General features: G+C 52.1%; 25 protein-coding genes and 1 pseudogene. 23 read left to right on the top strand and 3 right to left on the bottom strand.

The genetic code is table 11. From position 1 onward, the window contains the following. Positions 1-152: 152 nt before the first annotated feature. Positions 153-734, bottom strand: a complete 582-nt coding sequence (locus FZF21_RS16490; RefSeq protein WP_149121226.1) for a hypothetical protein — start codon at positions 732-734, stop codon at positions 153-155. A 72-nt stretch (positions 735-806) separates the two neighbouring features. Between FZF21_RS16490 and FZF21_RS16485 the strand changes: the two genes are divergently transcribed. Then, positions 807-2,264: a glycosyltransferase family 2 protein gene (locus FZF21_RS16485; protein WP_149121227.1), complete on the top strand. Its 1,458-nt coding sequence runs from the start codon at positions 807-809 to the stop codon at positions 2,262-2,264. A gap of 111 nt (positions 2,265-2,375) precedes the next feature. Here FZF21_RS16485 and FZF21_RS16480 read toward each other — a convergent pair whose 3' ends face one another. Continuing rightward, on the bottom strand, positions 2,376-2,597 hold the full coding sequence (locus tag FZF21_RS16480; RefSeq protein WP_045626411.1) for a hypothetical protein: 222 nt from the start codon (positions 2,595-2,597) through the stop codon (positions 2,376-2,378). Between the two features lie 163 nt (positions 2,598-2,760). Between FZF21_RS16480 and FZF21_RS16475 the strand changes: the two genes are divergently transcribed. Next, positions 2,761-3,366 (top strand): hypothetical protein, encoded by a 606-nt coding sequence (locus FZF21_RS16475; RefSeq protein ID WP_149121395.1) that lies wholly within the window; start codon positions 2,761-2,763, stop codon positions 3,364-3,366. Positions 3,367-3,382: 16 nt separating this feature from the next. Here FZF21_RS16475 and FZF21_RS22245 read toward each other — a convergent pair whose 3' ends face one another. After that, entirely contained in the window at positions 3,383-3,562 is a 180-nt protein-coding gene (locus tag FZF21_RS22245) for a hypothetical protein (RefSeq protein ID WP_077064159.1), read from the bottom strand. A gap of 101 nt (positions 3,563-3,663) precedes the next feature. Between FZF21_RS22245 and FZF21_RS16470 the strand changes: the two genes are divergently transcribed. From FZF21_RS16470 to FZF21_RS16370, 21 genes and pseudogenes are all read left to right on the top strand, one after another. Then, positions 3,664-4,020: an HNH endonuclease signature motif containing protein gene (locus tag FZF21_RS16470; protein WP_149121228.1), complete on the top strand. Its 357-nt coding sequence runs from the start codon at positions 3,664-3,666 to the stop codon at positions 4,018-4,020. A gap of 14 nt (positions 4,021-4,034) precedes the next feature. Next, complete coding sequence (locus FZF21_RS16465; RefSeq protein ID WP_053004003.1) at positions 4,035-4,598, top strand: HNH endonuclease; 564 nt, start codon at positions 4,035-4,037, stop codon at positions 4,596-4,598. 115 nt (positions 4,599-4,713) lie between these two features. Next, a complete protein-coding gene (locus FZF21_RS16460; protein ID WP_045326830.1) occupies positions 4,714-5,211 on the top strand; it encodes a phage terminase small subunit P27 family in 498 nt (165 codons plus the stop codon). Further along, complete coding sequence (locus tag FZF21_RS16455) at positions 5,211-6,947, top strand: terminase TerL endonuclease subunit (protein WP_149121229.1); 1,737 nt, start codon at positions 5,211-5,213, stop codon at positions 6,945-6,947. Before FZF21_RS16460 ends, FZF21_RS16455 begins: the two co-directional genes overlap by 1 nt. After that, positions 6,947-8,251: a phage portal protein gene (locus tag FZF21_RS16450; protein ID WP_149121230.1), complete on the top strand. Its 1,305-nt coding sequence runs from the start codon at positions 6,947-6,949 to the stop codon at positions 8,249-8,251. Before FZF21_RS16455 ends, FZF21_RS16450 begins: the two co-directional genes overlap by 1 nt. 13 nt (positions 8,252-8,264) lie before the next feature. Beyond that, complete coding sequence (locus FZF21_RS16445; protein WP_020898875.1) at positions 8,265-9,113, top strand: head maturation protease, ClpP-related; 849 nt, start codon at positions 8,265-8,267, stop codon at positions 9,111-9,113. A gap of 9 nt (positions 9,114-9,122) precedes the next feature. Further along, entirely contained in the window at positions 9,123-10,334 is a 1,212-nt protein-coding gene (locus tag FZF21_RS16440; protein WP_058679255.1) for a phage major capsid protein, read from the top strand. 43 nt (positions 10,335-10,377) lie between these two features. Continuing rightward, on the top strand, positions 10,378-10,704 hold the full coding sequence (locus tag FZF21_RS16435; RefSeq protein WP_149121231.1) for a head-tail connector protein: 327 nt from the start codon (positions 10,378-10,380) through the stop codon (positions 10,702-10,704). An 8-nt stretch (positions 10,705-10,712) separates the two neighbouring features. After that, a complete protein-coding gene (locus FZF21_RS16430) occupies positions 10,713-11,051 on the top strand; it encodes a phage head closure protein (RefSeq protein WP_149121232.1) in 339 nt (112 codons plus the stop codon). Then, positions 11,048-11,497 carry an HK97-gp10 family putative phage morphogenesis protein gene (locus FZF21_RS16425; protein WP_047731783.1) on the top strand — a complete coding sequence of 150 codons (450 nt, stop codon included), beginning with the start codon at positions 11,048-11,050 and terminating at the stop codon, positions 11,495-11,497. Before FZF21_RS16430 ends, FZF21_RS16425 begins: the two co-directional genes overlap by 4 nt. Continuing rightward, entirely contained in the window at positions 11,494-11,841 is a 348-nt protein-coding gene (locus tag FZF21_RS16420; protein ID WP_022648886.1) for a DUF3168 domain-containing protein, read from the top strand. Before FZF21_RS16425 ends, FZF21_RS16420 begins: the two co-directional genes overlap by 4 nt. Before the next feature lie 59 nt (positions 11,842-11,900). Beyond that, a pseudogene (locus tag FZF21_RS16415) lies at positions 11,901-12,320 on the top strand (phage tail tube protein); the annotation flags it as partial. Positions 12,321-12,352: 32 nt separating this feature from the next. Beyond that, the gene (locus FZF21_RS16410; RefSeq protein ID WP_001549114.1) at positions 12,353-12,736 is read left to right on the top strand and encodes a phage tail assembly chaperone; all 384 of its coding nucleotides are present in this window, start codon (positions 12,353-12,355) and stop codon (positions 12,734-12,736) included. Positions 12,737-12,744: 8 nt separating this feature from the next. Beyond that, positions 12,745-13,029: a DUF4035 domain-containing protein gene (locus FZF21_RS16405; protein WP_112001095.1), complete on the top strand. Its 285-nt coding sequence runs from the start codon at positions 12,745-12,747 to the stop codon at positions 13,027-13,029. Positions 13,030-13,096: 67 nt separating this feature from the next. Beyond that, positions 13,097-13,696, top strand: coding sequence for a hypothetical protein (locus tag FZF21_RS16400; protein WP_126496713.1), 600 nt, complete (start codon positions 13,097-13,099; stop codon positions 13,694-13,696). A gap of 63 nt (positions 13,697-13,759) precedes the next feature. Continuing rightward, complete coding sequence (locus FZF21_RS16395) at positions 13,760-17,014, top strand: phage tail tape measure protein (RefSeq protein WP_149121233.1); 3,255 nt, start codon at positions 13,760-13,762, stop codon at positions 17,012-17,014. A 2-nt stretch (positions 17,015-17,016) separates the two neighbouring features. Beyond that, complete coding sequence (locus FZF21_RS16390) at positions 17,017-17,355, top strand: phage tail protein (protein WP_149121234.1); 339 nt, start codon at positions 17,017-17,019, stop codon at positions 17,353-17,355. After that, the gene (locus FZF21_RS16385; protein ID WP_006809150.1) at positions 17,352-18,110 is read left to right on the top strand and encodes a phage minor tail protein L; all 759 of its coding nucleotides are present in this window, start codon (positions 17,352-17,354) and stop codon (positions 18,108-18,110) included. The genes FZF21_RS16390 and FZF21_RS16385 overlap by 4 nt, the downstream gene beginning before the upstream one ends. A gap of 2 nt (positions 18,111-18,112) precedes the next feature. Further along, positions 18,113-18,823, top strand: a complete 711-nt coding sequence (locus FZF21_RS16380) for a C40 family peptidase (protein ID WP_023296258.1) — start codon at positions 18,113-18,115, stop codon at positions 18,821-18,823. Beyond that, positions 18,823-19,407, top strand: a complete 585-nt coding sequence (locus FZF21_RS16375) for a tail assembly protein (RefSeq protein WP_045357639.1) — start codon at positions 18,823-18,825, stop codon at positions 19,405-19,407. Before FZF21_RS16380 ends, FZF21_RS16375 begins: the two co-directional genes overlap by 1 nt. A 53-nt stretch (positions 19,408-19,460) precedes the next feature. After that, the gene (locus FZF21_RS16370; RefSeq protein WP_149121235.1) at positions 19,461-23,300 is read left to right on the top strand and encodes a DUF1983 domain-containing protein; all 3,840 of its coding nucleotides are present in this window, start codon (positions 19,461-19,463) and stop codon (positions 23,298-23,300) included.

Here is a 23,300-nt window from a genome sequence, read left to right as displayed (position 1 = left end):
GAATTAAGATTTTACTGAGTCAGAAAAATTGGTGTTAGGTGCCAAGTTATCTATCTGTTCACGATATTGACGTTATGGACCGCCAGACGAAGAAAGACATCCTGGCGCATAACAAAGCGTGGCAGGCGAACTGCCACAATTAGAATAACAAATTATTGTTTGAGGAATATATTTTCAGCCTCTGCAAGATAAGATTCGTAGAATTCAATGCCTAATACAGCAATATCTATTGGGCTTTTAGTTTTTAAAGCTTTACCTAAATGTGAGTCTGGTGGATTGTATGTAACGCCTCTGTTTCGACATGGTATTGCTTCTACCGAACTAGGTATTACGTTAACTTTAATAGGCGACCCGGCTATAATATTAACATTACCGTTCTTATCAAAAGTTAACGACTTGATGTGAACGCTTCCACCTGGTGCAACAGGATTAATGCCGAATCCGCCAGTAACATATTTGGACGTATCTGCAATTCCATGATGGACTGAATTGCGTGCCTGTTTGAGATAGACAAGTAAACTATCTGTAGCCCGAAGGTGATTCGTTCTAGATGAGAACGAGGGATACTTTTTATGAGTTTCAGCTGCGACCTTGATTCTGCTGAAAACATTTTCAATTCGACTTAGAAAATCGCTCCATGCCTCATCATACTCATCGTAGGATGTTGCCGATCTCATGCGTTCAATACAACGTTTAGCCCTGTTTAACTCTTTCCGGGATGGAACAAGATCCATTTCATTCACCATTCATCAAAGATAAGTGCATTGAACTTAGCGTTTCAATAAACATTATTCAATGAGGTTAATATGGAGGTCACGATTGATGGTGTCCCGTTTGCACCTGCCTGCGCTTCAGCTTCTAGGATTGGCATTGCGATTACCACCCACAACCGGGCAGACGTTTTAAAGCGCGCCATTGAGCAGCACCAGAAGCATCTTCCCGCCGGCGCGCTGGTGGTTGTTATCGACGATGGTTCAAAACCTGCAGCGGTAGTTCCCCACGGTGTGCAGCTGCTTCGCCATGAAACATCACTCGGCATTGTTGCTTCGAAGAACGCCAGTTTAACCGTGCTGATGGACGCCGGATGTGAGCATCTATTCCTTTGGGACGATGACGCCTGGCCCATCGCTGATAACTGGCACTTGCCATACATCGAATCACCCGAGCCACACCTGGCTTACCAGTTCCTCGATCTTGCTGGCCAGAATAAGCTCAATGACCTTTCGGTACTTTACCGTGACGATCAGCATGTGGCGTATACCGGGCAGCGCGGCGTGATGCTGTACTACCACCGCAGCACCATCGAGAAGGTGGGCGGATTCGATCCCGTTTATGGTCGCGGCATGTACGAGCATAGCGATCTCGCCTTGCGCATCCATAACGCAGGGCTGACTACTTGGGCTTACGCTGATGTCGTCGGTTCAGAAAAGCTGATTCATTCCCTCGATGAGCATGAAGCGGTGGAGCGTTCGGTACCGAGGCCAGACCGCCAGGCGCTGGTGGAACGTAATGTGAAGATCCACAACGAACGACGTGATACCGGCTTTACCGGTTACGTTGAATATCGGCGTCAGCGCGACGTGGTTATCACTACGTTACTGACCAGCCAGCCTGACCCGCAGCGCGGTACGAAAATGACCGCCTCTCCTGAAATGCTGGCTAAATGGGCGTCCTCGCTTCGGAATTGTGGACGTATTGCGCTGGTGGATGAGCTGCAGACGGCCCCGGCAGACGTTGAGCTGTACCACGTTCCTGACGTGAAGATGAATGTTTACTTCCGGCGATGGCTGCACATCTGGCAGCACCTGCGAGATCACCCTGAATACCGGTTCGTCTGGTGTACCGATGGTACCGATGTCGAAATGCTTCGCGCGCCATGGGATGAAATGAAGCCCGGGAATGTTTACGTCGGTTCCGAACCGAAGACCTACGCCGACACCTGGGCAAAGCAGAATCATCCTGAGCGTATCTATCAGGAGTTCATTGAATCGCACCGCAATAATGTGATGCTTAACGCTGGTCTGCTGGGTGGCAGCCGCGCTGATGTAATGGCGTTCGCTCACGGCATCATCCGTCTTTACTACCGGATCGAAAGTTATCGTTTCTGGAAGAAAGAGCAGGCTGGCGCTGCGGTGGGTGACATGCTGGCGTTCGGCATTGTCGCGCAGTCATTCGCTGACAGGCTGGTCACCGGACCTCTGGTTCACACGGTGTTCAAAACTGAGGGCATCGGCACAGAGTGCGCCTGGTGGAAACATAAATAAGAGAGATATGTATTATGGATAAATCTTACATGCGTCTGAGTGAAGACAAGAAAATGGTTGTATTTTATGCTCCAAAATTTCGATTAAAGGCCAGTTGCCTGGCCCTTAAAATTACTTCGGCATAAATTGCTTCAATTCAGTAGATATCTTTTGAAATGCTGGGTAGTCGTACTGAGTCAACTCAATCAAAAGGTTATTTTTTTCTGCATCAGGCAGTCTCGCAAATAATAAACCAAGGGCCAATTTAAGTGCTGTTACCTCGGTTGCTACGTCTTCGAGAGTGTCGCATGTGGTTGAAAGCTTTAACCCTTCGATATATCTGATATTAGACATATTGTTCCCTTATCCAGAGGTAATCAGCCATCCCTCTGCGCTGAGTGCGCCAGTGTCCCACCACTGACGGGCTGAATGCTTACCTTAACCAGGGTTAAAGCTATACAACACCCTGATATTCAAACAGTAGCCGCCATTGTGCGGCTTTTTTATTGGAGATTCGCTGGTGGCTGAAGACATAAAGTTTGTGGTGGTCGGCCATCACATCCGCTTAGGACAAGCGCAACGGCTTGCTGCGCTGCTGGATGCTCACCTGCTGGTTGATGATGCTAACCATGGTGCGAACTGGAATCACCGGCGCGCTATCGAATGGGCCGCAGACCAACCTTGCCGGGTAGTTGTGCTGGAAGATGACGCGCTGCCGGTACATGGATTCACCGAAAAGGTAACTGACTGGCTGGCTCGTTTCCCTGACGACATGCTGAGCTTTTATCTCGGTACCGGCCGACCACCGCAGTATCAGAAAGAGATAGCCGACTGGCTGATTGTTGCAGATAAGTCACGCGCAGACTTCATCACGCTTCAGCGGCTGATACATGGCGTGTGCTACAGCATACCGCCTCAAAGCGTCAGCCGTGTGCTGTCTCAATGGGACCGCAGTAAGCCTGCTGATTATGCCGTGGGTGATGCCTGGGGCGGTTCAGTGATCTATCCGTGTTACTCGCTGGTGGACCATACTGACAGCGAACCGGTTGAGCGTCACCCTGACTCAGCGCCACGCACAGAACGGCGACGAGCGTGGAGAATCGCCTGGAAAACCGGCCAGTAGGCCGGTTTAATTAGTTTTATCTTTTGCTGTCTGGAGTCCGTTTTACTGGTTCCCATGTTGCACCAGGTTTTGAAGTTGGTGGCGCCCTATGGTTATCAGGAATGGTTGTGTAATTATCGGTTTGGCCGCCACGCGGACCGCGTTCACGATATACACCGCCATCGCGTCCACTAGACTGACCAGGTTTCAAACCCATAAATACCTCCACGAAATTAACCACAAAAGCGTGGCAAATACACTTTGCAGTAAGAATTTACGTTTTCAACGTGGTGATGACTCAATTTTTTAGGAGTGTTAATGCCATCACAAATACCGCGAGCATGCCGCAAGCGTGGCTGCTCTGGCACAACCACAGACCGCTCAGGCTATTGCCCCAAGCACCTTAACGAAGGCTGGCAGCAGCATCAGCGAGGACAGAGCAGGCATCAGCGAGGTTATGGCAGTAAGTGGGACAGGCTGCGCCCAATCGTTCTCGACAGAGATAAACACCTTTGTCAGGAATGCCTGCGAAATGGAAGGTATACACCCGCTGAGACGGTTGACCACATTAAGCCGAAAGCTCACGGCGGTACTGACGATCTCTCTAATCTGGAATCAATTTGCCGCGGCTGCCATAAAGCCAAGACAGCACGCGAGCGCCTGAACAGAAATTAAGTAACGAGGTGAAGATGACTGAATCGAAACATGGTTCAGGGCTTCCGCACGCCCAAATGAAAGATATTCCCGGTTATCCAGGATATCTGGCAAGTGAAGATGGACTTATTTACTCGCTCCGCTCAGGTAGCGTTCGGCAGCTGTCGATGCGGCTACATAACGGCTATTGGCACGTGAATGTAAACACCGGAGTAAGCAATGATACGAAAGTGAAGAAGCAAGTACACCAGCTTGTGTTGCTTGCCTTCTCCGGGCCAAAGCCATCTGACGCCCATATCACCCGCCATCTGGATGGCAACCCGCTGAACAACAGCAAAACAAACCTCGCTTGGGGAACGCCAAAGGAGAACACTTCTGACAGCATGCAGCACGGAACTGCCGCTTGTCTGCGGCGCGGACAGCGAGCGGTAGCAACAAAATTGAAGCCTGAAATCATCCTGAGCATTGAGCGAGAGGCGAGATCTGGTAAGAGGCTGGTAGAAATTGCAAAGCGCTACGGTATTACGCACACGCATGTTCGCCGCATCAGGGATCATCTGTGCCATCCAGATATTTGGTCAAAGGGGGAGGGCGGGTAAAAACCTCAGGGGAATCACCCCAAAGGACCGCCGCCTAACCTCTTTTCACATCGCCGCAGGTTAGAAAACTTTTTTATGGGGTCCCCCATTCGATGATTAATAGGAGTTTTCGATTATGTCTGGACCACCGAAAACCCCGACCCATCTACGTTTGGTGAGGGGTAACCCATCAAAACGCCCGATTAATGAAAACGAACCTAAGCCAGCTGCAGGGGTACCCCCAACGCCGAAGCATTTCGACAAGCAGGGGAAATACTGGTTCAGGCGTATGGCTGAAGAGCTCGATGCGCTAGGCGTCATGTCGCAGCTGGACGCGAGAGCACTTGAGCTTCTGGTTGAGGTTTACACCGAGTACCGGCATCACTGCGATACGCTGGAGAGAGAAGGCTACACCTACGCCGTTTATAGCGACGAAGAGCCAGACGAAGGTAAAGAGCGAGAGATTCGCATGATCAAGGCTCACCCGGCCGCCATTATGAAAGCTGATGCCTGGAAACGTCTGCGCGCCATGCTCGGTGAGTTCGGCATGACGCCAGCCAGCCGCTCTAAAGTGAATGCAAAAGGTCCTGATGCGGTTGATCCGCTGGCCGAGTTTATGAAAGCGAGGGATTAATGGCTAAGGTTGCAGAAGGCATCCGCTATGCCGAGAGGGTGGTGGCGGGGGAAATTATTGCCTGTGAGTATGTGCGCCTTGCCTGCCAGCGTTTTCTTGACGATCTGGCACACGGCGAAGAGCGCGGTATTTTCTTTAGTGAGCCGCGCGCGCAGCACATTCTGAATTTCTATAATTTTGTGCCTCACGTAAAAGGCGCCCTGGCAGGCCAGCCTATTGAGCTGATGGACTGGCATGTTTTCATCCTGATTAATATTTTTGGTTTTGTTATCCCGCTGGTGAACGAAGAGACGGGGGAAACCGTCCTGCGTAACGACGGCAGCGGTCGGCCGGTGATGGTTCGGCGTTTCCGTACAGCAGATGTTGAGGTGGCCCGTAAAAATGCCAAATCAACACTTTGCTCCGGCGTGGGGCTCTATATGGCTGGCGCTGACGGCGAGGGCGGGGCGGAGGTTTATTCCGCTGCAACCACCCGTGACCAGGCGCGAATTGTTTTTGAAGACGCGAAAAATATGGTCAAGAAGGCGAAAGCCACTCTTGGGCGGATCTTCGAATTCAACAAGCTCGCTATCTACCAGGAGCAAACGGCCTCCAAATTCGAGCCTTTATCATCAGATGCGAACAACCTCGACGGCCTGAACATCCACTGTGCCATCGTCGACGAGCTGCATGCTCATAAAACCCGTGACGTCTGGGACGTTCTGGAGACGGCCACAGGCGCACGCCTGCAATCGCTGCTTTTCGGTATCACCACCGCCGGCTTCAACAAAGAAGGTATCTGTTACGAACTACGCGATTACGCAATCAAGGTCCTGCGCGGCCTAGTTAAAGACGATACGTTTTTTGCCATCATCTACACCTTAGATGAAGGTGACGATCCCTTTGATGAAAAAGTCTGGCAGAAGGCGAATCCGGGGCTGGGTATCTGTAAGCGCTGGGATGACCTGCGCCGCCTGGCTAAAAAGGCGAAAGAGCAGGTTTCGGCCAGGATTAACTTTTTCACCAAACACATGAATATCTGGGTTACCGCTGAGTCTGCCTGGATGGACATGATGAAATGGGAAAAATGCGAGTTTATCGCCCCGCAGCACGAACTTAAAACCTATCCCTCCTGGGTGGGCGTTGACCTTTCAAACAAAATTGATATCTGTGCAGCCGCTAAAGTCTGGCGCGCGCCAGGTGGCCACGTTCATGCGGATTTTAAATTCTGGCTGCCGGAAGGACGCCTTGAGAAATGTTCACGCCAGATGGCAGAGCTCTATCGTAAGTGGGCCGAGTTGGACAAACTGATCCTTACCGACGGGGATGTAATCGATCATGCCCAGATTAAGGAAGAGCTGCAGGCGTGGGTTGCTGGTGAGAGCCTGAAAGAAATCGGCTTTGATCCGTGGAGTGCAACGCAGTTCAGCCTTTCGCTGGCAGAGGAAGGGTTGCCGCTGGTGGAAGTGCCGCAGACGGTTCGCAATTTCTCTGAGGCGATGAAAGAGGTCGAAGCACTGGTATACGGTGGACGCTTTCATCACAGCGATCACCCGGTGATGAACTGGATGATGTCCAACGTAACCGTCAAACCTGACAGGAACGAGAACATTTTCCCTAACAAGTCCACACCTGAGGCCAAGATTGATGGCCCAGCGGCATTGTTCACAGCAATGAGCCGTGTTCTGGTTAACGGTGGCAACGACCAGCAGGATCTCTCCGGATTCTTCAATAATCCCATCATGGTAGGTTTCTGATGAAAAAAAACAAACGGCCAGGCAGGGTTAAAAGTGCTCTGCTTAACTGGCTTGGTGTGCCTATCAGCCTGACTACCGGCACGTTCTGGGAGGAATGGTTTGGTACCAGCAGCAGCGGAAAGGTGGTGACGGCCGATAAAGCCATCCAGCTATCGGCTGTATGGGCATGCGTAAGGCTGTTAAGCGAGTCTATTTCAACCCTTCCGCTGAAAATATACGTTCGACAGCCTGACGGTTCGCGTAAAGCGGCAACCGACCACCCGGCTTATTCTGTACTGTGTCGCCGTCCCAATTCAGAAATGACTCCATCACGCTTTATGCTGATGGTGGTTGCCAGTATTTGCCTGCGCGGGAACGCCTTCATTGAGAAGAAATTCATCGCAAATCGCCTGGTTTCGCTGGTGCCTTTGCTGCCGCAGAACATGGTGGTTAAACGTCTTACTACCGGGGCGCTGGAATACAAATACACTGAAAACGGTAACGAGCGCGTCATTCCCGTCAAAAACATCATGCACATTCGCGGGTTCGGTCTGGATGGCGTTTGCGGAATGATGCCGATGAAAACGGGCCGGGATGTGATCGGTGCCGCGATGGCTGTTGAGGAATCTGCGGCAAAGATTTTTGAACAGGGACTTCAGAGTTCAGGTTTTCTCTCCGCTGAAAATGCTCTCAGTGATGAACAACGTGAAAGGCTTCGCGGCTACATGGCTGCATTTACCGGCTCTAAAAATGCCGGAAAGATTATGGTACTTGAAGGCGGGTTAAAGTATCAGGGCGTCACCATGAACCCTGAAGATGCCCAGATGCTGGAAAGCCGTTCTTTCAGTATCGAGGAAATTTGTCGCTGGTTTCGCGTGCCTCCTTTCATGGTCGGTCATACCACGAAACAAAGCAGCTGGGCATCCAGTCTTGAGGGGATGAACCTGCAGTTCCTGACGCACACCCTTCGACCGCTGCTGGTAAATATTGAGCAGGAAATTGGCCGGTGCTTACTGGACAGCGATGATGACGTGTTCGCGGAATTCTCCGTTGAAGGACTGCTGCGCGCCGACAGCGCAGGTCGTGCTGCATACTATACCAGCGCGCTTCAGAATGGCTGGATGTCCCGAAATGATGTTCGCCGTCTGGAGAACATGCCACCGATTGAAGGGGGCGACATTTACACCGTTCAGCTCAACCTGACGCAACTGAAAAATCTCGAAAGCAGCAATCCTGCTGTTCAAGCCCTTGCCCTGCGAGAGCTGCATAACCACGTATTCCCCGACATTTCCTTTGAACAATCTCCGCTGAAACAGGCCGCTTAGGAGCAATTTCCTGATGAGCAAAAAACAACTTCCGGTAGCACCGGCGGGTCGCCCCTGCGCGCGCGTTACCTGTGAAACATTACCGTCCGCACTGGACCGCTGGGACGGCGGGATCAAAGCGGCGGCCACCGACGATAACAGCATTTCTGTTTTCGATGTTATCGGGCAGGACTACTGGGGCGAAGGGGTAACAGCTAAACGTATTGCCGGTGCGCTTCGGGCGATGAACGGTGCCGACGTTACGGTGAATATCAACTCACCGGGCGGCGACATGTTCGAAGGTCTGGCTATTTATAACCTGCTCCGCGAATACGAAGGCCGTGTAACGGTGAAGGTGCTGGGCATTGCCGCCAGTGCCGCCTCGATAATTGCGATGGCCGGGGATGATATTCAGATTGGCCGCGGTGCCTTCCTGATGATCCACAACTGCTGGGTATACGCGATGGGAAATCGCCATGACTTTGCTGAACTGGCACAGTCGCTGGAGCCCTTCGATACCGCTATGGCTGATATCTACGCGGCGCGCTCCGGCCTTGATATAGCCGCCGTTCAGAAACTGATGGACGCCGAAAGTTATATCGGTGGCAGTGATGCTGTGGCGAAGGGACTGGCAGACAGCCTGCTTTCTGCTGATGCAGTCAGCGACGGCGACGAATCACCTGCCGCCGCGCTTCGCAAACTTGATGCATTGCTTGCCAAGACCAACACCCCGCGCTCTGAGCGCAGAAAACTCATTAAAGCCTTATCCGGTGGCATGCCTGGCGCTGTCACCACCAACGACGGTACGCCGGGCGCTGCCGAAGACATCAAACCTGAAACCATCAATTCACTTGAAAGCGCCCTGGCGGCGTTAGTCAAATAAGGACCCTTTATGTCTGAAGTAAACGATATTCTGAAAAAAGTCACGGCCAGCATTGAAGAGGCAACCGGCAAGTTCAACGCGAAAGCAGAAGAAGCAGTGAAGGAGGCGCAGAAGTCAGGCAAGCTGTCAGAAGAAACAAAAGCAGCCGTCGATAAAATGGCTTCTGAGTTCAACGCCCTGCGTGAGGCAGAAAAAACGCTGAAGGCAGCGATGGGCGAACTGGAGCAACATGTTGCCCAGATGCCGCTGGCAAACGCGAAGCATGTTGTGGAATCAATCGGCCAGCAGGTGATCTCTGCTGAGGCGCTGAAAACCTTTGCTGCCGGTGTTGAAGGTGGCAAACGTATCAGCATCCCTGTGAAGGCTGCTTTGACTTCTGCGGATGTTCCTGATGGCGTTGTGGAGCCTCAGCGCCTGCCGGGTATTGATACGGCACCGAAGCAGCGTCTGTTTATCCGCGATCTGATTGCGCCTGGTCGCACTTCTTCCCCGGCTATTTTCTGGGTGCAGCAGACGGGCTTCACCAACAACGCGAAAGTGGTTCCTGAAAATACGCAGAAACCATACAGCGAAATTGAGTTCACGCCAAAAATCACTGGCGTCAGCACCATCGCCCACCTGTTCAAAGCTTCAAAGCAGATCCTGGATGACTTCGCACAGCTGCAGTCCACCGTTGATGCCGAAATGCGCTACGGGCTGAAGTACGCGGAAGAGCAGGAAATTCTCTTCGGTGATGGTACCGGCGTTCATCTGCATGGCATCGTTCCTCAGGCGTCGGCGTTTAATCCAGCGTTCACTGTCGAACAGCAGAGCGGGATTGACGATCTGCGTCTGGCAATGTTGCAGGCGCAGCTGGCGCGCTTCCCTGCATCCGGTCACGTTCTTCACTTCATTGACTGGGCGCGGATCGAGCTGACAAAAGACAGCCTGGGCCGTTACATCCTGGCTAACCCGGCGGCACTGACTGGCCCGACTCTGTGGGGGCTGCCTGTTGTTGCAACGGAAGCGGCGGCCTTCCAGGGTAAATTCCTGACCGGTGCATTCAACGCTGGCGCGCAAATCTTCGACCGCGAAGATGCGAACGTCGTTATCTCCACGGAGAACGCCGACGACTTCGAGAAAAACATGATCACCATCCGTTGCGAAGAACGTCTGGCGCTGGCTGTGAAACGCCCTGAGGCGTTCGTGTACGGTTCATTCAGCACCGGCGCGGGTAGCTGATAACTATTGCGGCCTTCGGGCCGCTTTTTTTCTGGGCAAACAAATGCTTGATCAAAATGTGGTGAAACAGCACTGCCGCATTGATACCGATTTTACCGGCGATGATGCTCTGCTGAAGATATACACGGGAGCGGCGGCGCGATACGTCCAGACATGGACAAGGCGAACGCTGTATGAGAATGAAAGCAGCCCTGGCTATTCAGACGACCCGGACCCGATTCTACTGAATGATGATGTTAAGGCAGCCATGTTACTTCTGATCGGACACTGGTATGCAAACAGGGAGGCGGTAAATATCGGGAACATAACATCAGATGTTCCATTTGCTGTTGAAGCGCTACTGCAGCCGTACCGAATCTATGGGTTGTAGGAGGTGTTATGCAGGCCGGGAGACTCAGAGACAGAATCACCGTACAGAACATTTCTTCAGAAAGGGATAGTTCCGGGCAGCCCGTTGAATCGTGGCATGACTGCGCTGAAACCTGGGCAGAAGTAAAAGGGATCAGTGGTCGTGAACTGGTAGCGGCAGGGGCTGAAACCGCAATCGCTACCATCAGGGTGTGGACACGATTTCGCCGTGATATCACTGCTGCCTCCAGGATAAGGGTTGAAACTGGCCCATTTAAGGGGGCTGTTTTAAATATTGTTGGTCCACCAATACCCGATTCTCGGGGTGTTCTGTTCGAAATTTTATGTAAGCAGGGGGCCGAAAAATGATTGAGACGAGCCTCGATTTTTCCGGGCTGAATGACATCGCAAAGGATCTGGAGGCGCTTAGCCGCGCTGAAAACAACAAGGTTCTGCGTGATGCCACGCGCGCCGGCGCCGAAGTGCTTAAGGACGAAGTGATCGCACGTGCACCGGTACGCACCGGAAAACTGAAAAAAAACGTGGTGGTGGTGACCCAAAAAAGCCGCCGCCGCGGGGAAATTTCTTCCGGCGTCCATATTCGTGGCGTTAACCCGCGCACCGGCAACAGCGATAACACGATGAAGGCGAATAACCCGAGAAACGCCTTTTACTGGCGATTCGTTGAGCTGGGCACCGCGAACATGCCTGCACATCCGTTTGTGCGACCCGCTTACGATACTCGCGAGGAAGAGGCCGCCAGCGTCGCCATTGCCAGGATGAATCAGGCTATTGATGAGGTATTGAGCAAGTGAATGAAGATAATATCTACGCCTTGCTTTCTTCCCTGGCAGAAGGACGGGTATACCCCTATGTTGCGCCATTAGGTAGTGACGGGAAACCGTCTGTCTCTCCACCCTGGATTATCTTTTCCATCGTCGATGATGTTTCCGCTGACGTACTGTGTGGCCAGGCAGAGAGCAGGGTTTCCGTTCAGGTCGATGTGTATTCCACTTCGATCGCTGAATCACGATCCCTGAGAGATTTGGTGCTCGCTTCGCTTGAGCCGTTAACCCCTACAGAGGTGGTAAAAATCCCCGGGTACGAGCCAGATTATCGGCTCTACCGTGCCACCCTGGATTTTAAAGTTACCCCCTGACAATTAATTCACCCAACGAACCCGCCTGATGGCGGGTTTTCTTTTTCCAGGAGACAGCTATGTCTGCACTTTATGAAAAATCGCAGCTGACGAAGATCCTTATTTCCTCCCTGCCAGCCACCAAAGAAACGATGGATTCCGCAACCTTCCTCGATCTGAGTTGCACCATCAAAGAAATTCAGTTCACCGGTGGTCAGAAGCAGGATATCGACGTAACAACACTTTGCTCTACCGAGCAGGAGAACATCAACGGCCTGCCTTCTCCGTCAGAAATCTCTCTGTCCGGCAACTTCTACAAGAATCCGGCGCAGGACGCCTTGCGTGAGGCCTATGACAACGATACGACCTACGCTTTCCAGGTTATCTTCCCGTCCGGCAAGGGCTTTAAGTTCCTGGCTGAAATCCGCCAGCACACCTGGTCTTCAGGTACCAACGGCGTAGTGGCGGCAACGTTCTCCCTGCGCCTGAAAGGTAAGCCTGAAAACATCGAGTCTGGCTCCTGAGAGGTCGCATGAAGAATATTAAAAATCTCGCCCTGGCTAAGATGTCGGGATTTCGTCATAAGACGGTCGCCGTTCCTGAGTGGGAAGGCGTCAAAGTGGTTCTCCGTGAGCCGTCAGGTGAAGCCTGGCTGCGCTGGCAGGAAGTGGTGAAAGCGGGTGCTGATGATGAAAATGTGTCGGTATCGGAAAAGGCACACCGTAATCTTTGCGCTGACGTGGTGCTCTTCATTGACGTTCTGTGTGACACCGATAAGCAACCGGTATTCAGCGTAGACGAAGAAGAGCAGGTGCGTGAAATCTACGGCCCCGTCCATTCACGCCTGCTCAAACAGGCGCTTGACCTGATCAACAACGCGGACGAAGCGCGGGAAAAGTCTCAACCCCCGGCGTAAAGTTTCTGATGTCGCTTGCGCTCCGGATGGGGCGCACGCTCTCAGAGCTTCGGCAGAATATGACGGCAAGCGAGCTTCTGATGTGGATTGAGTACGACAGGCAAAGTCCGGTTGGCGATATCCGTGGTGACATTCAGGCAGCCCAGCTCGTCTCTGCCATCTACGGCTCGCAGGGGGCAAAAGTACCGCTGGACGATGCGATCCTGCGCTGGGGTGGCGATGAGCAATCAGAACCGAAGGACCCGTTTGCAGGGCTTGAGGCGGCGCTTACAGCTGCGACGCAAGCTTCTTAGTTACGAGTTTTGTTGTTTCGTTTATCCCTGATACCATTCTGGGAAAATAACCAAGTGAGGAAGGGATATGAAATATATAATCTGTATTATGCTTCTTTTAGTGGGAGGGAGCGCATGGGCTAATGGCAATTTTGACGCTCCGGCAGGATTGCAATGGGGTGAAAAAGGAGAGTCGTTAATACAAAAATATCAAGCAGTAAAGGTTGATGTAGATAGTCCATTAGAGCTTTACGAAATCAAAAAACCACCTATTCTTCCTGATAGCATTAGTGAGATATACGGAACAGTTGATAAAAAATACGGACTTGTACGAGTCATTTTAATAAAAGTCATTCATAACGACGCTTTCGGTCATGAAGGTATCGAATCATATAAAAGATACAAAAAGATACTAAGTGATAAATATGGTAAACCAGAAAGTTATGAATACTCTGGTCGACTGGTTTATAAAAATAAAAGTGAGTTTTATGAGTGCCTGGCTTATGAGGGATGTGGTGGTTATTCATCTTTCTTTTCACCAAGTAACGATGGTGGTTTATATATGATGCTTAAAGGTTATCGAAGAGGTGAGGGAGAATTAAGGATTATATATGAATCAAAAGAATTTAATAACGCACAAAAAGAAATAGAGTCTATTTCAGAAGAGAAAGATAAAGCCGCTCTTTGATTATAAGTTTGATGACTTTATAAAAACCCCGCCCAGCGGGGTTAAATTTTTTAGAGGCGAAGAATGGCAACACTCCGCGAACTCATCATTAAAATTTCCGCAAATTCACAGTCCTTTCAGTCAGAAATTTCCCGAGCTTCACGTATGGGTAATGATTATTATCGGGTAATGCAGACTGGAGGGCGTCAGGCGGCGGCTGCGTCGCGTGAGACTCAGCGTGCGCTGGCGGAAGTAACTAATCAGATAAATACTGCGAAATCGTCGGCTTTGGGGATGGCAGGTGCATTCGCGGGAGCATTTGCCACTGGTCATCTGATTTCACTGGCTGATGAATGGAGTTCTGTTAACGCCCGTCTTAAGCAGGCTTCTCAGTCATCTGATGACTTTACGGAATCTCAGCGTGCACTGATGGATATCAGTCAACGAACCGGCACCGCCTTTTCTGATAATGCGAGCCTGTTTGCGCGTTCCGCTGCATCAATGCGTGAATATGGTTACAGCTCACAGCAAGTGCTGGACGTTACCGAGGCCATTTCTACCGGGCTGAAGCTTTCCGGCGCCAGCACGTCAGAAGCAAGCTCTGTAATCACCCAGTTTAGTCAGGCGTTAGCACAGGGCGTTCTGCGCGGCGAGGAGTTCAATTCTGTTAACGAAAACGGAGATCGGGTTATCCGTGCTCTTGCCGCAGGGATGGGCGTAGCTCGTAAAGATCTGAAGGCAATGGCCGATCAAGGTCTGCTAACTGCTGATAAAGTTGTCCCGGCCCTGATTAGCCAGCTTGGCACTATGCGCGGTGAATTCGAGTCAATGCCGCAGACTGTGTCAGCCGCAACGACAAAAATTGAAAATGCCTTTATGGCTTGGGTTGGCGGAGCAAACGAAGCTACCGGCGCTACAGCTACTCTGGTCAGCGTGATGAATGGGGTGGCTGACAATATTGATACAGTTGCGGCTGCTGCGGCTGTTTTAGCGTCTATCGGTGGTGCCCGGTATTTGGGCGGTAAGTTGAGCGATCTCGGCAGCGAAACAGCTAACCTGATAGACGCTCGTAAAAATGAAATTGCCCTGGCAGCTGCTCGCGCAGAATCAGCCACCCAGTCGCAAAGAAAAGCGGCTGCTGATGCTCTTGCCGCTGAGCGTGCCTATCAACTCGCTCAGTCAGAACTGGCACTGGCCAAAAATACCAATGCTGAAGCGTTGGCAACGCAAAATGCTATTGCGAAGCGCCAGGCGATGATCGCAGCGAATGCCGCGTTGGTGCAGTCAAACCGTGCTGTGGCAACTTCTCAGGAAGCGCTGAACAAAATGACATCGGCTATGAATTTGGTTAAAGCCGGTGCATCTGGGCTGCTATCCCTTGTTGGTGGCATTCCTGGAATTCTGATGCTTGGTGTAGGTGCCTGGTACGCCATGTATCAAAAACAGGAGCAAGCGCGCGAATCTGCTATTCAGTACGCATCGACTTTGGATGAAGTAGTAGAAAAGTCGAAACAGATGAGTCCGGCACAAATTAAGGGGGCTATAGCTGATGCCGGAGACTCAATTGATGCTTTAAAGCGGAAATTAAATGATTTAAGAGATCAGCAAGACAGCGCAAGTGCGTCTATTAAGCAATATACGGACTTAGCTAAACAGTTCGGCGTAGAGAATGACACCAATAACGGTTATGTCATTAATGCGATAAAATACCAGCGCGAATATGATAAAATTTCCAGGGATATAGCAGAAACCACTTCGAGATTAAATCAGACAATATCAAATCAAAATAAGCTTCAGGGAGAGGCTATAAATAAAACCGTTGAAATGGCAGGTGCGGTTGGCTCTTTGACGGAAATGTATGATCGTCTGAACAAAGTAACCAAGCAGTATACACCAGTATCACCGCCAAAATATTCAGGACCAGTCCTTCCAGCGCTTGATTCAAAGCAACAACAAGCTATTGAGAAAGCACAGCGACAGCTTGAGCTATCTGGCCTTCAGGGATTGGATAAGGCTCGAAAGCAGGCAGAATTCGATGCATCTGATCTGAACCTTCCAGCTGGTTGGCGTGAGAAATATGTCAGCATGGAAGTTGAGTCTGCCAGGCAATTACAAGCAATTCGTGACTCCAGCCGCCATAAAGGCGGTAAATCGGAAGCTGAAAAAACAGTTGATACGTATGACAAGCTGATCAAGCAGCAGAAAGAGCAGATTGCTCTGGCTGGTCAAAATACCGAACTGGCAAAACTGAAATACCAGGTTAGCCAAGGGGAGCTTGCTTCTCTGACAGAAGCCCAGAAAAAGACGGTATTGCAGAATGCTGCGCTGATTGACCAGGTTAAATTACGTGAGCAACTGCGAAATTACGAAGCCAACCTTGCCGACAGTAACGCCAGCGCCCGCGCAGCCAATGAAGCGCAACTGCTGGGCTACGGGCAGGGAACCAGGTTCCGTGAAAGACTTCAGGAGCAGTTCAATCTGCGTAAGGAGTTTGAGCAGAAGAATACCGATCTTCTCCGCCAGCGTCAGGCTGGTGAAATCGACGAGACGTTCTATCAGCAGGGGCTGGCACTTAATAAGCGCTACCTCGAAGAGCGCCTGCGCGACCAGGAGGGATATTACGCAGCTTCTGATGCGCAGCGTGACGACTGGATGACGGGACTGTCTGAGGGTTATGCGAACTGGGTGGACGAAGCCACTGATTATTCTTCCATGGCCGCTGACGGCATGAAGCAGGCCATGGGTGGCGCGGTCACCACGATCACCGACATGCTCAATGGCAACGTTGACAGCTGGAAGGACTGGGGCGTGAGCGTACTGAAGATTATCCAGAACGTTCTGGTGAACATGGCTGTTGCTAATGGCGTCAGCTCAATTGGATCACTGTTCAGTTTTGGTGCCACGTCAGCCGCAACCGCCAGCAGCGGTACCGCTATTCAGAATGCTGGCGCGAACTTCACATTTAATGCGAAGGGTAATGTTTACGACTCTCCGTCCCTGAGCGCATACAGCAATGGCGTTTTCCAGACGCCTCAGCTGTTTGCTTTTGCCAAAGGCGCAGGGGTTTTTGCCGAGGCTGGTCCGGAAGCCATTATGCCGCTTACGCGCGCCGCTGATGGTTCGCTGGGCGTTCGGGCAATTGGTACTCCGCAGGTCTCCGGCGGCCTGCCTTCAGTTAACTTCGGCGATATCAATATTCAGGGTGGATCACCACAGGCTGCAAGTCAGGGAACCGCCGGCGCCGCTGGCAGACAACTGAAAGATGCCATCACTGGTGTCATTAACGAACAGGCCAGCATGCCGGGCTCGCCTCTGTGGCGATTAATCAAGGGAGTTTAACCATGGCAGTCGAAACCTTCAGCTGGTGCCCAAAGGTTGCCTCTCAGGTTGATACAAATTTTCGTACCCGAAAGGCGCAGTTTGGCGATGGCTATACACAGGTGGCCGGGGACGGCATCAACCCGGTAACACCTCAGTGGAGCGTGAGCTTTACCGGCGACGAGGCTTACATTCAGGCCATTAAAAACTTTCTGTACAGACATACAGGGTGGAAGTCATTTATCTGGAAGCCGCCGCTTGAGCCTTCAGGTTTATGGCGCGCGGAATCCTTCCAGATATCTACCCACGGCAACAAAAAATACACCCTCAGCAGCACATTCATACAGGCATACCATCCATGAGTATTTCATCTGATGTCCAGAAACTGGAACCGGGTAAGCGCGTCCGCCTGATCGAGGTGGACGGCTCAGCGTTCGGTGCGGGTATTCTTCGCTTTCACAACGAGACAATCCCGCATACCGAGGCGGAAATCATCGCCGCAGGCGGCGACGAGTCAAAACTTGAGCCGAAGTCGGTGTGGTGGCAGGGGCAGGAGTATGGCGCGTGGCCGTATGAACTGACCGGCATATCTGTCAGCAGTGACGGCCAGAGTTCACGGCCGTCTCTCACAGTTGCAAACATCAGCGGCACGATTGGCGCGCTGTGCCGAAGATTTCAGGGGATGGCTAAAGCAAAGGTGATCATCCATGACACTTTCGCACACTATCTGGACGCCAGAAACTTCCCTGATGGGAACCCGACTGCGAATCCCAACGAGGAGCGCAAACAGGTTTATTACATCGACCGTAAATCAGGGTCAGACGATGAAACCGTAGAGTTTGAGCTTTCCAGTCCAGCCGATTTGCGAGGGCAACTCATTCCGACCCGGCAAATTCAGCCAATGTGCACGTGGTGCATGCGGGGCTGGTACAAAACCGGGAACGGCTGCACCTACGCCGGGCAAAACGGCTGGTTCGATAAAGACGGCAATCGGGTGGACGATCCTTCACAGGATGTTTGCTCCGGACTGCTGTCAACGGGCTGTAAACCTCGCTTCGGAGAGAATGAACAGCTGGATTATGGCGGGTTCCCCGGCGCTTCACTTCTGAGAGGATAATCATGCGCGACAAAACAGTTAGCGCCATTCTGGCGCATGCCGCCGCATCCTTCCCCGAGGAGTGCTGTGGCGTGGTTATTCAGAAGGGGCGGGTGGAGAAATACATCCCCTGCAAAAATAATGCTGAGTCGCCGACTGAGCAATTTGAACTTAATCCTGAGGATTATGCGGCCGCCGAAGAGCAGGGCACTGTGGTGGCGATCGTCCACAGCCATCCCGGCGACGGGGCAACAACTCAGCCGAGCGAACTCGACATGCTGATGTGTGATGCCACGGAACTGCCCTGGATTATTGCATCGTGGCCGGAGGGCGACATTCGCACCGTCATGCCTCGCGGAGACCGCCCCCTCACAGGGCGCCAGTTTGTACTCGGGTATGCAGACTGCTGGTCTCTCATCATGGACTATTTCCGCATCGAGCACGGCATTGAACTGCCCAACTACAGCGTAGATCGCCACTGGTGGGAGCAGGGTGAAAATCTCTATATGGATAACTGGCAGGAATGCGGTTTCCGTGAGTACGACGGCCCCGCTCAGCCCGGTGACATGGTTATCATGCAGGTTCAGTCCACCGTCCCGAACCATGCCGGGATTTTGCTTGATGGCAACATGCTACTGCATCACATGTACGGTCAGCTAAGCCAGCGCATTCCTTACGGCGGCTATTATCGTGACCGTACCATCAAAATTCTGCGTTATAAGGATTTGATGTAATGGAAAGAAAAACCGTCATTAAACTCAGCGGCTCAATGGCTCAGCGATTTGGCAGGACACATCGCCGCGCACTAACGTCTGCCAGCGAAGTGTTCAGGGCGCTTTCTAACACCATTGACGGCTTTGATGCTTATCTGCGTGAAGCTCGGGCAAAGGGACTGGATTTTGTTATTTTCCGGGATCGCCGCAATATCGGACACGAAGAGTTTGAGCTCCTGGGCCCAGGGGATGAACTGAGAATAATCCCTGTAATAAGGGGAAGCAAAAGAGCGGGAGTTTTCCAGGCATTGCTCGGAACGGCTTTGGTGGCTGCGGCCATATGGATGCCAGGAGTTAGTATTGCAGCAAGTAACCTAATGTTTTCCGTAGGTGCCGCGATGGCCGTTGGCGGTGTAGTGCAAATGCTCTCTCCTCAGGTCTCAGGTCTGCGAATGCGGCAAGATCCTGATAACAAACCTTCCTATGCGTTTGGTGGACCCGTTAATACGACAGCTTCCGGTAATCCCGTTCCCCTGCTTTATGGTCAGCGAGAAATAGGCGGCGCTATTATCTCCGCCGGGATATATGCAGAAGATCAGCAATAAACCAAACCACCCACTGTAAGCCACCTAACGGTGGCTTTTTTTATGGACGCGATATGACGACGACAATCATCAAAGGCCGCGGCAAAGGTGGCAGCAATCAGACCCGAACGCCTGTTGAGGCACCGGACAGCATTCAGTCCATTGCCAGGGCAAAAGTGCTTATTGCTCTTGGGGAGGGGGAGTTCGCCGGTGGGCTTGATGGTAAAAATATTTTCCTTGGTGACTCATCTTCATACACGCCTCTCCAGAACGCCGACGGAAGTTACAATTTCAATAATGTAAAATACGAGTTCCGTTCCGGTACTCAGGACCAGGATTACATTCAGGGCTTTCCGGGCATTGAAAACGAACTTCAGGTTTCATATGAGCTGAAACAGGCTGTGCCGTACGTGCGCGCGGTATCCAACACGCAGCTCTCTGCGCTGCGAATTCGCCTGGGATGGCCAACTCTTTTACTCCAGAAAAACAACGGCGATAAAGTCGGCACCCGCGTTGAGTATGCTATCGATCTGTCGGTCGATGGCGGGCCGTATGAAACGGTGGTTAACGGTGCTGTTGATGACAAAACCACGTCGCTTTATGAGCGCAGTCACCGCGTCAATCTTCCGAAAGCCTCGACTGGATGGCAGTTGCGGGTTCGCAGAATCACGCCGGATTCCACGAGCGTGAATATCGTCGACACCATGCGCGTTGTGGCCGTTACTGAAATTATTGACGCCAAACTTCGCTACGTTAACACAGCGCTGCTGTATGTAGAGTTTGACGCAAAGCAGTTCCCTAATGGCATTCCTCAGGTTGTGTGTAATCCGAAAGGGCGAATCATCCGTGTACCTGATACTTATGATCCCGAAACCCGCACTTATTCTGGTACATGGGAGGGCGTATTTAAATGGGCGTGGACGGATAACCCTGCCTGGATTTATTACGACATCATTCTGAACGAGCGCTTCGGGCTGGGTCAAAGAATCGATGCGACTCAGATAGACAAATGGGAACTTTATCGCATCGCCCAGTATTGCGATCAACTGGTACCAGACGGCAAGGGCGGCAGCGGGACGGAGCCTCGTTTTCGTTGCAACGTTTATATCCAGGACCGTAATGACGCCTGGACCGTACTTCGTGATCTGGCGGGTATATTTCGCGGCATGACGTACTGGGGCGACAATAAGATGTATGTCCTGGCCGATATGCCACGGGATGTGTGGCACATCTATAACCACGCCAGCGTTGTTGAAGGAAAATTTACCTTTGCGGATCCGAGTGAAACCACCCGAAACACTGCCGCGCTGGTGAACTGGTCAGACCCTGCCAACCACTATAAAGACACGCCTGAGCCTGTTTACGATAACGATCTGGCCATGCGCTTCGATTATCGTCAGCTCGAAATGACTGCGATCGGCTGCACCAGGCAGTCAGAGGCAAACCGGCGGGGGCGCTGGGCGCTGCTTACCAACGGTATCGGCGAGGTGGTGACCTTCAGCACGGGCATGGACGTTCCCCCTGTTGGTGAGGTGATCGGCGTGGCTGCTAACGAGCTGGCCGGAAGAACTATCGGCGGCAGGGTGAGCGCGGTTAACGGCCGCAACATAACCCTCGATCGCGCCGCTGATGTGAAAGCCGGTAACAGGCTGTTTTTGAATCTTCCATCAGGCACAGCTCAGGCCAGAACCGTCCAGGCCGTTAACGGAAACACAGTCACTGTCACCACACCCTACAGCGAAACGCCGGAGGCTGAATGTAACTGGGGCGTGGACTCTGACGATCTGTTTATAGCGCTTTTCCGTGTTACGGGAACGCGGGACAACAACGACGGAACTTTCGAGGTCACCGGGACGACTTACAACCCTGATATCTATTCCGCTGTTGATACCGGCGCAAGACTGGACGAGCGGCCAGTCAGTGTCATTCCACCGGGGGTTCAGGCTCCCCCAGGAAATATTGTCGTAGACAGTTACTCTACGGTTAACCAGAACATTGCGATTACCACCATGCGCGTTGCCTGGGATTCTGTTCAGGGTGCAGTTGCGTACGAGGCGGAATGGCGGCGTGACAGCGGCAACTGGATTAGTGTGCCCCGAACGTCTTCTCTCGGCTTTGAAGTGCAGGGTATCTACTCGGGTCGCTATCTGGTCCGTGTCAGGGCGGTGAACGCCAGCGACGTTTCATCAGTATGGGCGACATCATCAGAAGTAAATCTTACGGGTAAAGTGGGCAATCCGCCGAAACCGGTCGGCTTCATCGCTTCTGATAATGTGGTTTTCGGTATCGAGCTTAGCTGGGGATTCCCGGCGAACACCGACGACACGCTGAAGACGGAAATTCAGTACAGCCTGACCGGGACGGAAGACGATGCGATGCTGCTGGCAGACGTACCCTATCCGCAGCGCAAGTATCAGCAGATGGGCCTTAAGGCTGGGCAAATTTTCTGGTACCGCGCGCAGCTGGTGGACCGTAGCGGCAACGAGTCAGGATACACCGACTGGGTGCGCGGACAGGCGAGCATCGATGTTTCCGATATCACCGATGTGATCCTGGAGGAAATTAAAGATTCCGAGGTATTCAAGGATCTGATTGAGAGTGCCGTAGAAAGTAGCGAGAAACTGGCCGAATTGTCTGATGCGATTAAGGAGAACGCCGATGGTCTGGCTGCAGCAGTAGGTTCGAATAAGCAGACAGCAGAAGCAATCATTGGCAACGCCCTGGCTATTGCTGATGTTGTTGTGCGCCAGACTGCGCAGCAGGGGGCTAACTCTGCGACATTCGAACAGCTCCGGGAGGTGATCGCTACTGAGACGGAAGCACGCGTCACGGATGTTACTCGTCTTGAGGCACAAACTGCGCAGAATGAAGCGGGTATTACTGAAGTTCGCCAGGCGTTAGCAACGGAAACTGAAGCTCGCGCTTCCGCGGTAAGCCAGTTGACTGCAGCCACACAGGCCGCCTCTGATAAAGCTGATTCGGCTGCTGCAGTCGGTGCGCAGAATACGGCTTCAATCACCAACCTTAGCCAGGTTGTCACAGACCTCGATTCGTCAATGGCGTCACGTCTTGAAGAGCTGGGAGCGAAAACGGACAAGGCCAGCGGCGGCATTCAGAACAACGCTATTGCGTTGATCACCAGTACGCTCGCACAGGTTAACCAGCGCAACCTTATGAGCGTTCAGTATGGTGATAACAAAGCCAGTATTGAACGGGTCGACAATGTCATGGCTGACGCCAGTAAGGCTGTTGCTGAGTCGTTGCGTACCCTAGATTCCAGTGCCGGTGGAAACACAGCGAATGTCACTGACTTGTCGAAGACACTTGCTGACTTCACCCAGGCGTCTGCGACGCAAATTAACTCGCTTAAGGTCACGGTTAACGGCCAGTCTGCGGCTATTGTCCAGAACAGCCAGGTAACAGCCGACATCAATAATAACCTGAATGCAATGTACAGCATCAAGGTAGCTATTGATTCTAATGGCAACCAGTACGCAGCCGGAATGGGCATTGGTGTTCAGAATACGCCAGCGGGTATGCAGTCGCAGGTGCTCTTCCTGGCTGACCGCTTTGCTGTGATGACTCAGGCAGGCGGCGCCGTGACTCTTCCGTTTGTTATCCAGAACGGACAAGCCATCATCCGGGACACAGTAATTGGTGACGGGACGATCGGTAACGCCAAAATCGGCAGCTATATTCAGTCTTCAACCTGGGACGGAACCGGGAACGTTGGCTGGCACATCAACAAATCTGGCTACGCGACGTTTAACAACGTGACCGTTCGCGGCTCGATTTACGCCACAAACGGTAATTTTTCTTTCAATGGCTCCGGCAACACAACGGTGATTAATGGTAATGGCGTAACCATTAATATTCCGGGTGGAGGTCGCATCGTACTGGGGACATGGACATAA

Origin of the sequence: Enterobacter sp. LU1, assembly GCF_008271405.2 — a bacterium.
GTDB lineage: Bacteria > Pseudomonadota > Gammaproteobacteria > Enterobacterales > Enterobacteriaceae > Enterobacter > Enterobacter hormaechei_C.
This window is presented reverse-complemented; position numbering and strand designations above follow the sequence as displayed.